At 43.1% G+C, this 12,614-nt stretch carries 15 protein-coding genes and 5 pseudogenes; 16 read left to right on the top strand and 4 right to left on the bottom strand.

The genetic code is table 11. The features are described 5' to 3' along the window. The 5 genes and pseudogenes from OCV63_RS15385 to OCV63_RS15365 all read left to right on the top strand — a co-directional run. Positions 1-431: pseudogene (locus OCV63_RS15385) on the top strand (ABC transporter ATP-binding protein); the annotation flags it as partial. Beyond that, on the top strand, positions 424-1,209 hold the full coding sequence (locus OCV63_RS15380; RefSeq protein WP_158365180.1) for an ABC transporter permease: 786 nt from the start codon (positions 424-426) through the stop codon (positions 1,207-1,209). The pseudogene OCV63_RS15385 and the gene OCV63_RS15380, both read left to right, overlap by 8 nt. Positions 1,210-1,211: 2 nt before the next feature. Next, positions 1,212-1,991, top strand: a complete 780-nt coding sequence (locus tag OCV63_RS15375; RefSeq protein ID WP_158365179.1) for an ABC transporter permease — start codon at positions 1,212-1,214, stop codon at positions 1,989-1,991. A gap of 7 nt (positions 1,992-1,998) precedes the next feature. Continuing rightward, on the top strand, positions 1,999-2,460 hold the full coding sequence (locus tag OCV63_RS15370; RefSeq protein WP_158365178.1) for a hypothetical protein: 462 nt from the start codon (positions 1,999-2,001) through the stop codon (positions 2,458-2,460). A 439-nt stretch (positions 2,461-2,899) separates the two neighbouring features. After that, complete coding sequence (locus tag OCV63_RS15365) at positions 2,900-3,313, top strand: sigma-70 family RNA polymerase sigma factor (protein WP_158365176.1); 414 nt, start codon at positions 2,900-2,902, stop codon at positions 3,311-3,313. A gap of 160 nt (positions 3,314-3,473) precedes the next feature. Here OCV63_RS15365 and OCV63_RS17690 read toward each other — a convergent pair. Continuing rightward, positions 3,474-3,620 (bottom strand): annotated as a pseudogene (locus OCV63_RS17690) (IS256 family transposase); the annotation flags it as partial. Between the two features lie 51 nt (positions 3,621-3,671). On the opposite strand from OCV63_RS17690, the pseudogene OCV63_RS15355 reads away from it, so the two are divergent. Then, positions 3,672-3,970 (top strand): annotated as a pseudogene (locus OCV63_RS15355) (CD1845 family protein). A 104-nt stretch (positions 3,971-4,074) separates the two neighbouring features. Here the strand turns inward: OCV63_RS15355 and OCV63_RS17685 are convergent. Further along, positions 4,075-4,308: pseudogene (locus tag OCV63_RS17685) on the bottom strand (ATP-binding protein); the annotation flags it as partial. Between the two features lie 172 nt (positions 4,309-4,480). After that, a complete protein-coding gene (locus OCV63_RS15345) occupies positions 4,481-5,356 on the bottom strand; it encodes a LysR family transcriptional regulator (RefSeq protein ID WP_158365175.1) in 876 nt (291 codons plus the stop codon). Positions 5,357-5,619: 263 nt separating this feature from the next. Between OCV63_RS15345 and OCV63_RS15340 the strand changes: the two genes are divergently transcribed. The 5 genes and pseudogenes from OCV63_RS15340 (at position 5,620) to OCV63_RS15320 (ending at position 8,936) form a co-directional block, all read left to right on the top strand. After that, entirely contained in the window at positions 5,620-6,195 is a 576-nt protein-coding gene (locus tag OCV63_RS15340; protein WP_158365174.1) for a DapH/DapD/GlmU-related protein, read from the top strand. Positions 6,196-6,268: 73 nt separating this feature from the next. Continuing rightward, complete coding sequence (locus tag OCV63_RS15335; RefSeq protein WP_158365173.1) at positions 6,269-6,745, top strand: flavodoxin; 477 nt, start codon at positions 6,269-6,271, stop codon at positions 6,743-6,745. A gap of 16 nt (positions 6,746-6,761) precedes the next feature. Next, positions 6,762-7,772 carry an aldo/keto reductase gene (locus tag OCV63_RS15330; protein ID WP_158365172.1) on the top strand — a complete coding sequence of 337 codons (1,011 nt, stop codon included), beginning with the start codon at positions 6,762-6,764 and terminating at the stop codon, positions 7,770-7,772. An 18-nt stretch (positions 7,773-7,790) separates the two neighbouring features. After that, positions 7,791-8,382 (top strand): annotated as a pseudogene (locus tag OCV63_RS15325) (carboxymuconolactone decarboxylase family protein). A gap of 140 nt (positions 8,383-8,522) precedes the next feature. Further along, positions 8,523-8,936, top strand: a complete 414-nt coding sequence (locus tag OCV63_RS15320) for a TetR-like C-terminal domain-containing protein (RefSeq protein ID WP_262670911.1) — start codon at positions 8,523-8,525, stop codon at positions 8,934-8,936. Between the two features lie 75 nt (positions 8,937-9,011). On the opposite strand, the gene OCV63_RS15315 is transcribed toward OCV63_RS15320, so the two are convergent. Further along, positions 9,012-9,578, bottom strand: a complete 567-nt coding sequence (locus OCV63_RS15315; RefSeq protein ID WP_158365170.1) for a flavin reductase family protein — start codon at positions 9,576-9,578, stop codon at positions 9,012-9,014. Between the two features lie 119 nt (positions 9,579-9,697). On the opposite strand from OCV63_RS15315, the gene OCV63_RS15310 reads away from it, so the two are divergent. The 5 genes from OCV63_RS15310 to OCV63_RS15290 all read left to right on the top strand — a co-directional run. Next, positions 9,698-10,036, top strand: coding sequence for a winged helix-turn-helix transcriptional regulator (locus OCV63_RS15310; protein ID WP_158365169.1), 339 nt, complete (start codon positions 9,698-9,700; stop codon positions 10,034-10,036). A gap of 70 nt (positions 10,037-10,106) precedes the next feature. After that, on the top strand, positions 10,107-10,583 hold the full coding sequence (locus OCV63_RS15305; RefSeq protein ID WP_158365168.1) for a pyridoxamine 5'-phosphate oxidase family protein: 477 nt from the start codon (positions 10,107-10,109) through the stop codon (positions 10,581-10,583). A 54-nt stretch (positions 10,584-10,637) separates the two neighbouring features. Further along, positions 10,638-11,234, top strand: a complete 597-nt coding sequence (locus OCV63_RS15300; protein ID WP_331485575.1) for a LysE family transporter — start codon at positions 10,638-10,640, stop codon at positions 11,232-11,234. Between the two features lie 12 nt (positions 11,235-11,246). Then, a complete protein-coding gene (locus OCV63_RS15295; protein ID WP_262670910.1) occupies positions 11,247-11,459 on the top strand; it encodes a hypothetical protein in 213 nt (70 codons plus the stop codon). Beyond that, on the top strand, positions 11,435-12,614 hold a 1,180-nt coding region (locus OCV63_RS15290), incomplete at its 3' end, for a hypothetical protein (protein WP_262670909.1). The genes OCV63_RS15295 and OCV63_RS15290, both read left to right, overlap by 25 nt.

Genomic DNA, 12,614 nt, shown 5'->3' with positions numbered 1-12,614 from the left:
ATCCCATCGGTATTGCAGAAGTACGCTCCTTTATTCGGGAGCTTTGCGACGCAAGAGGAAAAACTATTTTGATTTCCAGTCACATTCTTTCGGAGATTTCTTTGCTGGCTGACGATATTGGAATTATCGACCACGGCGCGTTGCTGGAAGAAGAAAGCCTTGCTGAGCTGGAGCAAAAAAGCAGTAAGCATATCCGTTTTACGCTCTCTGATACTGCACAGGCGGCAAGAATTTTGGAACGCAATTTCCATGAAAACCATTTCTCCATACAGGACGACCACAATCTGCGCCTGCACAACCTTGATCTGCCTGTGGGGAAAATTGTAACTGCCTTTGTAGAAAATGGATTGGAGGTATCGGAGGCGCATACTTGTGAAGAAAGTCTTGAAGATTACTTCAAGCGTGTGACAGGGGGCGAAGGAATTGCTTAAACTAATCAAATGCGAATTTTTGAAATTGAAACGGAAGAAATTTATTCCGCTGATTATTCTGGCTGCTTTCCTGTTTCCAATCCCGCTGGCTTATCTGATGACAACGCCCTCTATGATGGAGCGATATACGGATCGGGCAGATGCTTTCGATGGACTATTTAACATGGTGTTGGGATATGGTATCCAGTTTTTACTGCCCTGCATTATCGGAGTGATTGCCGCTATTCTGTTTTTTATGGAACGCGACAACGATACATTCAAAAATCTGCGTACAATTCCCGTAACCAGCACGCAAATGGTACTTGCAAAGATTATTGTCCTTTTTATCTTTGGAATTGTTTTTTGCGTGGCTTCTACCATTGCAACAATTCTTTGCGGATTTGGAACATTAGAAGTTTATGGAATAGGCTATAAATTGTTTTTAGCGGTTGAAACAGGAATTTTCATTACGGCAGGAACACTCCCGTTGATTGTTCTTGTTGTCTTTTTCAGTAAGACCTATGTTTTTTCTATTTTGCTGTGCGTCTTTTACAGCGTTCTGAACATGAGTGCTACGGCATTGTTTGACACGCTGCCTAAAACCATGTTATGGCTTCTGCCCACGCCACTGACTACATTTTGGAGTGCAGGAGATATGGCGGCTCATGGAATAAAAATGGACTTGGAGCAAATGACAGGGCTAATTCCTTCAACATTTCAAGTTGTATTCATTCTTGGAATCATGGCATTGGTTTCGTTCTTACTGATTGACAAATTATATAAGCAGAGGGGGGAATAAACATGGTTCGCATTGTAAAAACAGAATTTTATAAATTGAAAAGGTATCATATCCTTTGGACGAGCGTTGCACTCATGCTCCTATCCGTCCTGCTGACCTTGTTTACCTCTATGGCGAATGATGGTTCCGTTTGGGATTTTGCCTATCTTACAGAACAGGTCATCAAAAACAATATGTCCATGATTTTTCCGATGTGTATCAGCCTAATTGCTGGATATATGATTTCTCGTGAGCAGACGGATGACACATTGAAAAATATTCTGACTGTGCCGATCTCTTTTAAGAAACTGTTGACCGGAAAATTGATTGTGTGCGGCGTATTGTCTATTATTTTCGGGCTGATATGCAGTCTGTTTACAATCATAGCAGAAATGATTGTGGGATTTCCCGGCTTTGAGATTTCCTTAGCTCTAAAAGCAGCCTTGCAGATTACTGCGGTTAATTTCTTTTTATATCTTGCGGTTCTGCCGATTATCGCTCTTACTTGTCGGAGGGCAGGCAGCTTTTTAGTCGGTGTAATCATTGCTTTTGTCTATGGATATGGAGGGATGTTTGCCGCAGGAAATATGACATTAGCAAACCTTTATCCGATTACCGCAAGTCTTGGAATGGTAGGCTACCGTAGCTATGATACCGCAGTCAACTGGAATATCGGAACCTGTTCTTGCAGTCTTGCGCTTGCTGTCGTTATTTCTGCCATCTTGATTTTGTGCATGAAAGAACGAGAAGCAACCCAAACAAAGAAAAAGGCCAAAAAGGTAGCTCCAAAGAAAGGCTGGTGATGATTTTATGAAGAAAATAGTTTTAGCATTAACATTCGTCCTTGTGGGAAGTTTTATGCTTGCTGGCTGTTCAAAAGATGAAATTCTCAATCATTACAATAACATTGTTCAATCTGCGGGCTCCATAGAACTGACAGGGAAATCGTCACTGCAAGGGGAAAAAGAAAAAGGAATTGATGATTATACAGGGACTTATACGGCTGATTATGCGAACTTTTCAGGTACAGAGTATTTGTTCGGAGGAACTTCCATAAAGAGAGAAGCCGGTAAGGAGCTGTCCATTGATTGCACCTTGGAGATTCCGGAAGGTACTGCAAAAGTATTTTGGATTTCTGGATCTGATGAAGCAGTCACGTTGATTGAAGCAACCGGAACTTATAGTGACACAATTACACTTCCTGATGGTGGAAATTATATTGGCATTGAATGTGAGAATTTCACTGGAAACATTGAATTAAATATTGAATAATACTCTGCCGGACGACGGCAAAAGAAAAAAAGCCGTCGTAGAGCAGACAATTTGACACGCCCATATGAAACGGCGGCTTTGATTTTCAGAGCCGCCGTTTCTTTGCGTTTACACAATCCTATGACGACTTGCAGGGACACGGTAGCCGATTGGAGGTTATTTTGCCGTGTCCCGTTTGCTTTTTCAAAGCTCACATGATCTACATCAGTTAAAAAAAGCATTGCTCCTCCTCTGGGCAAGTATAATATTGCATCGGCATTATCGTTCCATGTAATTCAGTATAATAATGGCTGTTCTTGGCGCGCCAGTTTTCCCTCACGGAAATCTGGCGTTTTTTGTTGCCATTTTTTCGGAGATGACCCGGTTGTCTGCCGGTGCCGGTCTCCGCCTCCATTCGATTCACCCGTCAATCACCCGTGAATCGAAATGGAGGTACATAATGAAGAAAATTAACCTTCGGGAACTTTATCCTGATGTTTATACAACAGATTTTTTTGTAGATGTGACAGAGGAAGTAATGGAGACTATTCGAGCAGCTGAACGTGCGGAGACTGCGTATGAGCGAAAGATGTATCGTTATAAAGCACAGTATTCTCTGGATTGCGAGAATGGCATTGAAAATGCGGTACTGTTGAAGCCGCAGACACCGGAGATGGTTCTGGAGGAAAAACAGTTCCAGGAGCAGGTCTATGCCGCTGTGATGAAGCTGCCGGAGAAACAGGCAAAGCGAATTTATGCCCGATACTATCTGGGAATGGCGGTAAACGAAATTGCCGAAGTAGAAGGTGTAGACCCAAGCCGTGTCCGAGACAGTATCCGCCGTGGATTAAAGCAGCTTGTAAAATATTTTTGATAAAATTTCATTTGATGCGCCTGTTTTTTGCCTTTTTTGTCAGTGTTAATAAGAAGGACAAGTTTTCCTCCTTCATTCGTACATTGACAATCGAATAGACAGCACAAAACGCATGTCAAGAGCAGGCGGTTCTGCCGCCTGTTTTGCGATGGAATATTGCCTATTCTGGAAGGCGTCCTTCGTACATAATACTTAGTTCTCCATAGACCGCTCCCCAGTTTCGGATTGTGGAAGTCCACTTTTTGGTTGCTTCAAAGGTTGCCAGATACAGGGCTTTCAGTAGTGCTGTATCACTCGGAAATACACAAGCGGATGCCTTGTGCAAACGGTATCTGGAGCGTTGGAGGGAGGAATTGGAATGAAGATTTTGAAATGCCTGCTGATGATTGTAACTGCACCGGCCATTTTGGTGTTGACGATTTTTGTCTGGCTCTGCACGGGGCTAATCTATATATCCAGTCTGGTGCTTGGTCTGCTCAGCACGGTAATTGCTCTGCTTGGCGTGGCTGTGCTTATTACCCATTTCCCGCAGAATGGTGTGATTTTGCTGGTTATAGCTTTTTGATTAGCCCGATGGGATTGCCGCTTGCGGCGCTCTGGCTGTTGGGTAAGGTGCAGGATTTGAAATTTGCGATCCAGGATTGGATGTATGGGTAAATGATGTGAATAAATCTGGAATGAAAAGAAGCAGGACAATGGGAGATGAGACCCAGTGCCCTGCTTCTTGGTTATTTGGAATGAACGGTAGTGTATTTCTGGTTTTTGCTGATCACAGATGTATCATGTGCGGCATCATGTGCTGTATCATGTGCGGAAGCACCGCACATGTTGTAGTTTACATTTTTCAAGATGACTCTGAAATCTGTCGTTGTTGAGGAAAATTCGGGCTTATATGCCTCTGTGTATCCAGGCAGCTTTTCGGTTTCACTGACGATTTTGCGTAGGCCACTTCCACGGCGTTCCATGTACTTCATGCGGTGGAACAGGTCAGCAATATGGAATATAAAATAAGTTTGTTTTGGCTTTTCGGGTGTCTGACAAAACATGAAGTGTGAGTACCGTGCAAATAAATTGAAAGACAGTGTTGGATGAGGTATACTACGGAAGAAAATCAGGTCATAAAATCTTATTGTGCAATGGCGGGACCTTCTTGCGAGTAACGAAGATTTAGAAACACAACGGTTTCAGTTCTTCTAAAAACAGCGTCGCCACACGGGAGAACGGCTGGTCTTTTCTCCATATCAGACGCATGGGAGAGACAATAGTAGGTGTGATTGGGCGGAAACAAAGGATGCTGTCTGCGCTGGTGCTTACTAGCTTGTCAAATCCAAGCGCAAGTCCGATACCTTCACGGACGAGAATAGATGCATTAAAAATCAGATCATAGGTGGCAACAATATTTAGACGAGAATAATTTTTTTGAAGCCACTGCGGCATTTCGTTGGTTGCACCTTGTCTGGAGACAATAAGCGGAAGTCCCAGCAGATCTTCCAGTGCTATGGATTGTTTCGATACAAGGGGGTTGTCTTTTCGCATAAGCAAGCCCCAAGTATCTTTCACAGGAAGCTCCAGATACGAGTACTTGGACACATCAATATTTTGAACGACAAACGCAAAGTCAAGCAGACCTTTATCCAAGCGTTCGCATACGGTTTCAGCATTTCCACTGTATAAATGAAAATGAAGATTGGCATGTTTTTTCAGTAATTGTCCGGCAGTTTTGGCAAGCAGAGAGATGCCGTCGGATTCTGCACAGCCAAGATACAGGTCTCCGCCGTTAAACTGGTTCATAGAAGCAAATTCAGCAGTTGTCTGGTCTGCCATCTCAAGAATATCTAAAGCTCGTTTATAGAGAATTTCGCCTTCCGGAGTCAGATGGATATTGTAATTTCCCCGGATGAACAGTTTCTGACCAAGTTCCTCTTCCAACTCTTTTATTTGTTTTGACAGTGTAGGCTGTGTAACATGAAGTTTTTCAGCCGCTTTTGTCATGCTTCCTTCTCTGGCTGATGTGGCAAAATAGCGTAATACTCGTAATTCCAATTTGAAAGTCTCCCTTCTTTGATATCCTGATTGTACATCAAACGGATATTCCTTTCAAGAATAACCAGATATAAATTATAGCAATTTGATATTTACCTTGATGAAAATTATAATTAACTCAGTCAGAGCTGGACTCCAACTTAAGTTAATTTGCTCCGCGAGGATGTGCACAGATTCGACAAGGAAATATATCAGCATAGGCTTCCCCGAATCTGGTGTGCAAGACTCGTGAGCGAGTCTTGATTCAGCGAGGTGAAAATGAAATGGAACTGAACAAATTTTTGAAATACATGGAGAGTGGAGCTGAGATTGAGGCAGGTTCAGAGGCACATTTATGTATGCACAAGTTATCGCAGGAGGCAATACGGCTGACCACAGAGTTAAATGGAAGCTACCATACAAACGAAGAAATTGTTGAAATTATGTGTGAAATCACGGGAAGAAGGGTGGATGAAACATTTTCCCTGTTTCCGCCGTTTTATACAGATTGTGGAAAGAATTTGAAGATTGGGAAAAAAGTGTTCTTCAATGCGGGTGTCAAGATTCAGGATCAGGGCGGCGTCACAATCGATGACGGAGCATTGATTGGGCATAATGTGGTGATTGCTACGCTAGACCACAGTCTTAATCCAAAGCATCGGGGCAATCTGATTCCTGCACCAATCCATATAGGAAAAAATGTCTGGATAGGTGCCAATGCAACCATTTGTAAAGGTGTCACGATCGGAGATGGTGCAGTGATTGCTGCGGGTGCTGTCGTAACCAAGGATGTACCGGCATGTACTGTCTATGGGGGTGTACCTGCAAGATTTATCAAAAATATTCAGGAGAATGTGTAAATGAAGATAAAAACAGAGGAACTGGATTATATACTGCATCAAATAGAAAAAGTAAATGGAGGTAATGAGTAAAATGAAAAAAGTATTAGTTGCTTATTTTAGTGCCAGCGGAACAACCGCTCAGAAGGCAAAAGAAATTGCAAAGGCAGTCGGAAGTGATCTTTATGAAATCAGACCGGAAGTACCTTACACAAGCGATGATTTGGATTGGATGAATAAGAATTCCCGCAGTTCAGTGGAGATGAATGATAAGGCTTTTCGTCCGGCATTGGCAAATAAGGATGCGCATATTGAGGATTACGATGTGATCCTGTTAGGCTTCCCGATCTGGTGGTATGTTGCGCCAACCATCATCAACAGTTTTTTGGAAAGTTATGATTTTACCGGAAAGAAAATTGTACTGTTTGCTACATCTGGCGGTAGTGGGTTTGGAAAAACAGTGGATGGATTGAAAGCGTCTGTTTCGTCAGGGGCTGAAATCAAAGAGGGCTATCTTGTTAGGAGCAGCAGTGATGTTGATAAGATGAAGAAACTGCTTGAAAGTCTTTAATTCGAGAGGTGTCTTTATGAAGTATGCAAAACTTGGAAAGTCGGATTTAAATGTATCCCGCATCTGCATGGGATGTATGGGTTTTGGAAATGCGTCTATCGGACAGCACAGCTGGACATTAGATGAGGCGCAGACGAGAGAAATCATTAAGCATGGACTTGACCTTGGTATCAATTTTTATGATACGGCAATCGCATATCAGAATGGTACAAGCGAGCAGTATGTCGGAAAAGCACTTCGTGATTTTGCAAAGCGTGATGATTATGTGATTGCAACGAAATTCACACCGAGAACACAGGAAGAAATTGACGGCGGCGTGAGCGGACAGAAACATATAGAAAATTACTTGAATCAGAGTCTTAGCAATCTCGGTATGGACTATGTGGATCTTTATATCTATCATATGTGGGATTATCATACCCCTATGGAGGAAATCATGGATGGACTTAATAGGGTTGTGAAGGCTGGCAAAGCCAGATATATCGGTATATCCAACTGCTTTGCATGGCAGCTTGCCAAGGCAAATTACTATGCAAGAGAAAACGGAATGACAGAGTTTATTTCGATTCAGGGGCATTATAATCTGATTGCAAGAGAAGAAGAACGGGAAATGGCACCGTTCTGCTATTCGGAAAATATTGCAATGACGCCATACAGTTCACTTGCAGGCGGCAGACTCTCAAAGCGTCCGGGTGAGACATCAAAGCGTCTGGAAGAAGACGCATATGCAAAATTTAAGTATGATGCCACAGCAGAAGCGGATGCACGAATCATTGCCAGAGTAGCAGAGCTTGCGGATAAGAGGAATGTTTCCATGACGGAAATTTCGTTGGCGTGGCTATTGACAAAGGTTACTTCTCCAGTGGTGGGAGCAACAAAATTTTCTCATGCAGACGGGGCGGCAAAAGCTGTAGATTTGGAATTGACAGCGGATGAAATTTCCTATCTGGAGGAGATGTATGTTCCACATGCGCTGGTTGGTGTCATGGCGCAGAATGGGAAACAAAAAGCAGGAAATGTAGTGTAGAAAAGGAGATTTTTGATTATGGGAAAAATAGTACAGACAGCAGGCAGGGATGCACTTTCCGGATTTGCACCAGAATTTGCACATTTTAATGACGATGTGCTCTTTGGCGAGAATTGGAATAATGAGGATATTGATTTAAAGACGAGGAGCATCATTACAGTGGTTGCACTGATGTCTTCGGGTGTGACGGATTCCTCACTCAAATATCATCTGGAAAATGCAAAAAATTACGGAGTGACAAGAAAAGAGATCGCTGCGGTAATCACCCATGTGGCATTTTATGCAGGATGGCCAAAGGGCTGGGCTGTGTTTCATATGGCAAAGGAAGTATGGACGGACGAATTATCTGCAAAGGGAACTTCGGCTGAGGATGCGCGGCGGACAGATTTTAATCTGTGTAGCCGGACGGGGATATTATCAGGAATGGGGCAAGGATGCAACTCTCATGAAGCCGGGTGACTGCATCAATATTCCTGCCGGTGTAAAGCACTGGCATGGAGCAGCACCGGATTCATGGTTTAGCCATCTTGCCATTGAGGTTCCCGGCGAGAATGGCAGCAATGAATGGCTGGAAGCTTTAGATGATGAGCAATATGGAAAACTGAAATAGGACAACAGGTAGCAAATGCTATATATTGAAATATGACATATCTCTATGCGTTGACGAATATAGTAGCAGGGGTCAATCGTTCCACCTTCTATCTGCACTATGAAACGATGTCAGACTTGCTCTCGGAGAGTATCAGTCGTATGAACGAGCAATTTCATGCTTGCATGGAGAAAGATTCAGATGCCTTTTCTGCAAAGTTGCAGAATTGCCCGAGGGATGAATTATATCTAATTACGCCGGATTATTTAACACCTTACCTCAGCTACATTAAGAACAACAAGAGACTGTTCCGCACAGCAACAGAAAATGCGGCGGTGTTGGGGATGGATAAAAGCTATGATAGGATGTTCCGTCATGTGTTTACGCCGATTCTCGACCGCTACGGTGTACTACAGCAAGATCGACCTTATATCATGGCCTTTTATATTCGGGGACTGATGGCAATTATCTCAGAATGGCTCAAGAACGACTGCGCCGATTCCATTACGTATGTTACAGGTGTGATTCAGCAGTGTGTAAAAATGCCACAAAGCGAAACAACGAACGCTGTTTGACAACTTAGAATTTGTGAAATCTACATATTTGAAGAAGGAGCCTTCGCTTATGCGAACGCTCCTTTTCTGCACACCTTACTTTTTCAGCTTTAAGCCATCTCGGAATGCTTCGCCCACACGCTCGGTGACTTTATAATAGCCGTGGGTGTAGGGGTCAAATGCGATGGCGTTGACCTTAGACATATCAATTTTTCCATCCACCATAACGCTCTCATCGGCAGTGACATTGATCACCTTGCCGATGACGCCGCATCCGTATTCATTGTTCTGATACTCGATGAACCTGCACTCCAGGCAGAGCGGGAACTCGTTGATGACAGGGGCATCTATTGTTTCTGCTTTGCTGGCTGTCAGACCGCTGCGGGCAAATTTATCGGCAACTTTATTGCCGGACTCTACGCCGAAATAGTCTGCTTCCACTATGTGGGCAGCATCGGCAATGCTGACGGTGAATGCTCCCCGAGCCTTGATGTTCTGTACGGTCTTGTGTGTCTCGGCGAGGTTCAGAACAACGGAGTCCCGCTCCTGCATGGTGCCCCATGCGGCGTTCATGACATTGACGCTGCCGTCCTCGTTGTAAGTTGCAACCATCAGAACCGGCATGGGGAAAATGCCGTCGGTAATTTTCAGTTTTGTTCTCATGATAACTCCTCCTTGTGATCATATTGACAGGACTGTTCATCCTACTTATAATTATATCCACGCAAATTGTAAATTCAAGTACTAATAATTATGACAGGTACTATCTTAGGAGAAAGTGAATGATACAGAACTATATTGAGAACGCCAATTTCGAAGATACCGGCTTTGCCTACACGTTGTCGCTGATCTCCGGCAAGCACAAGATGGTCATTCTTTACTGCCTGATGGAGTTTGAGACGGTGCGATTCAATGAGTTGAAACGGTATCTGAAAACCATTTCCGACAAAACTCTCAGCACGAATCTCAAGAAGCTGGAAGCGGATAAACTGATCATCCGCACCGAGTATCCGCAGATCCCGCCGAAGGTGGAATATACGCTTTCGGAACGAGGAAAAACGCTGATGACTGTGCTGGATCAGCTCTGTGCCTGGGGCGAGGAGAATCGACTGACAGAGTGACAACTTCTAGATTGTATAATTTTGAAATTTGAAAAAGAGGAATCGTGTACGATTCTTTAGGTATTTATCTATGAGAAGAAAAGATCGAGAAGTAACAAATATTATTGAAATTCTGCAGATTATTGAAAAAGCGAAAGTCCTGCATCTTGCTTTGTTTGATGCTGATTATCCCTACATCGTTCCACTTCACTACGGATACGAATATACAAAGGGTATCTTGATTTTCTACATGCACTGCGCAAAAGAAGGGCATAAGCTGGATCTGATCAGAAGTAATCCAAACGTGTGCATTGAGGTAGAAAGTGATGTTGAGCTTATATCCGGCGGAGATGTAGCTTGCAAATACGGAGCATCATTTGCATCTGTGATTGGGCGTGGCCGTGCAGAATTAACAGAGAATGTGCAGGAGAAAATACGAGGCCTTTCGCTCTTTATGAAAAATCAGACGGGTCATGAATTCAATATCAATGAAGAGATGGCATCGACAGTAGAGGTCATCAAAGTTGTTATCTCAGAGTTCACAGCCAAATCAAGATCGAAAGCTTAACAGCATAGGTGTTATGTATGTACCGCTGTTTGCTGATATAATAACAGCAGAAAGGTGGTTAATGATTATGCCTATGGCGGTACTGAGCAATTTCCTGATTTATTGTGTTGTAAATGCCTTTACTCCAGGACGGGAAATATTCTGGCATTAAATACCGTAACAAACTATGGATATAAAAAAGGAAAGCCGCTGTTCTTTGGAATTTTTGCAGGCTACTATGTAGTACAAATCTTATGCGCAATTTTCGTATATGGGGTTAATTCTTTGCTTCCAAATGTAATGGAAGTGATGAAGTACATCGGAGCAGCCTATATCCTGTGGCTTGCGATTCATATTGCTTTCAGTAAGAAGACCTCAGAAAACACAGAGCAATCCGCATCGTTTCTGAAAGGCTTCATGCTGCAATTTGTCAATGTGAAGATCTATATGTTCGGAGTTACCGCACTAACGGGTTATGTTGTAGGATATATGTCCTCTTTTCCGGCTTTGCTGTTTTTTGAGCTGGTTATTGCAACAATCGGAACGATCGCAACCTGTACTTGGATTGGCTTGGGCGTATTGATTCAGAAATTTTATCTGCGGTATTTCCGTGTGATTAACATTATCCTTGCACTAACATTACTGGAGTGTATTTGGGGAATGTTAAGATAATGGAAAGAAGTTATGGCAAATAGCTTGTATGATTCGCAGGTGCAAGTGGCCGTAGAGATGTGGAGATACAATCCAAGAAAATTGTCCACGCGAAACATTGTAGATGAGCTTTCGCTGGCATTGGCATTGAGAGAAGATGCAGATGAACGGGTTGAAGAAGCAGTAGAAGAAATGTTGAATGAACTGTGGAGGAAGATAAAATGGCAGTATGGAGATTGCAGGTGAATACAGGAGGCACAAATGTTGCCGACTATTGCTTGAAAAATCATGTCGCAGCAGTGGGATGGAGCCTTCGTGAATTAACCCAGGCAGAACGTTCTGGGATACATACATTTTTGGATTACTGTAATCTGGCAAGAACTCAGTACAAATCATTCGACAGTGTGTGCCGCATGGTAGAGGATGTGAAAGAAAGAGACCTCCTATGGATGCGCTCAAGAAATGAAGGGAAATACTATATTGCGAGAGTTAAGGCGAACAGTACCTGGGTGTTTCGCGAAGATGCAGTACAGATGGATGCAGCGAATCAGTTGACCAATATAGACTGGTATCCAGCTACAGATAAGGCAGATGAAGAATCCGTTCCTGGTGCTGTGGCAACATCATTTATTATGGGTTCAACCATCCAGAGAATTAAGAAAAATGGAGTGGAAGCATACAGTCAGATGTTGTATAACCGTGTCCACGATTCAGCGCTGGATCTATTCAATTATCCTGATCCGGCTCTTTCATTATGTGAAAAGCATTTTTACAGCCTGCTCCAGCCGGAAGATGTTGAGGATTTACTTGCGCTGTGGCTGTATGATACGAAAGGCTATGTCTGCATCCCATCGACAAATAAAATTGCTACGCCAAAGTATGAGTGTGTTTTGGTTGACCCAAATGACCTGAACCGAAAGCATATTTACATTCAGGTAAAGAAGGGTGATGTTGATCTCAATACAGATGACTATTCCAGCCTGAATGGTGAAGTGTATTTGCTTACAACAGAAGGAAACGTTCAGAATGCACAGAAATATGCAAATGTGAAAGTAGCAGATCCAACGGTTATCTATGAATTTGCGATCAATCCGGATAAGTCTCATATCATTCCGGAGAATGTTTTATACTGGGTGAAGTTTCTGACAGAAATAGAAAATAATCGTATGAAGTTTTCTGCGTGTAAAGGAATCATGTTTGATACGAATATCTCGTATTCAGATACAAATGAATCCGAGATGATTCTCGGAAACAAAATAGCGGCATATGGAGATGCCAAACGGTATATCGACAGCTTTCGCAAAGATGACTATGCTCTTTTTTACTTTATAGGAAAGACCGCCTCCGGCGCTCTCTTGAACGAAAAAGGCCCGCGCGGAGGCGGGCATGAAAACGGGACGG

Source organism: Laedolimicola ammoniilytica, assembly GCF_025567165.1.
GTDB lineage: Bacteria > Bacillota > Clostridia > Lachnospirales > Lachnospiraceae > Laedolimicola > Laedolimicola ammoniilytica.
The sequence above is the reverse complement of the archived record's forward strand: the minus strand, read 5'-3'. Positions and strand labels throughout refer to the sequence as shown.

Bases quoted from the DNA above. Each gene is read 5' to 3' on its own strand.
- OCV63_RS15370 (WP_158365178.1), top strand. From the start codon at position 1,999: ATGAAGAAAATAGTTTTAGCATTAACATTCGTCCTTGTGGGAAGTTTT.
- OCV63_RS15310 (WP_158365169.1), top strand. From the start codon at position 9,698: ATGATACAGAACTATATTGAGAACGCCAATTTCGAAGATACCGGCTTT.
- OCV63_RS15305 (WP_158365168.1), top strand. From the start codon at position 10,107: ATGAGAAGAAAAGATCGAGAAGTAACAAATATTATTGAAATTCTGCAG.
- OCV63_RS15375 (WP_158365179.1), top strand. From the start codon at position 1,212: ATGGTTCGCATTGTAAAAACAGAATTTTATAAATTGAAAAGGTATCAT.
- OCV63_RS15320 (WP_262670911.1), top strand. From the start codon at position 8,523: ATGAACGAGCAATTTCATGCTTGCATGGAGAAAGATTCAGATGCCTTT.
- OCV63_RS15295 (WP_262670910.1), top strand. From the start codon at position 11,247: ATGGCAAATAGCTTGTATGATTCGCAGGTGCAAGTGGCCGTAGAGATG.
- OCV63_RS15365 (WP_158365176.1), top strand. From the start codon at position 2,900: ATGAAGAAAATTAACCTTCGGGAACTTTATCCTGATGTTTATACAACA.
- OCV63_RS15335 (WP_158365173.1), top strand. From the start codon at position 6,269: ATGAAAAAAGTATTAGTTGCTTATTTTAGTGCCAGCGGAACAACCGCT.
- OCV63_RS15330 (WP_158365172.1), top strand. From the start codon at position 6,762: ATGAAGTATGCAAAACTTGGAAAGTCGGATTTAAATGTATCCCGCATC.
- OCV63_RS15315 (WP_158365170.1), bottom strand. From the start codon at position 9,578: ATGAGAACAAAACTGAAAATTACCGACGGCATTTTCCCCATGCCGGTT.
- OCV63_RS15340 (WP_158365174.1), top strand. From the start codon at position 5,620: ATGGAACTGAACAAATTTTTGAAATACATGGAGAGTGGAGCTGAGATT.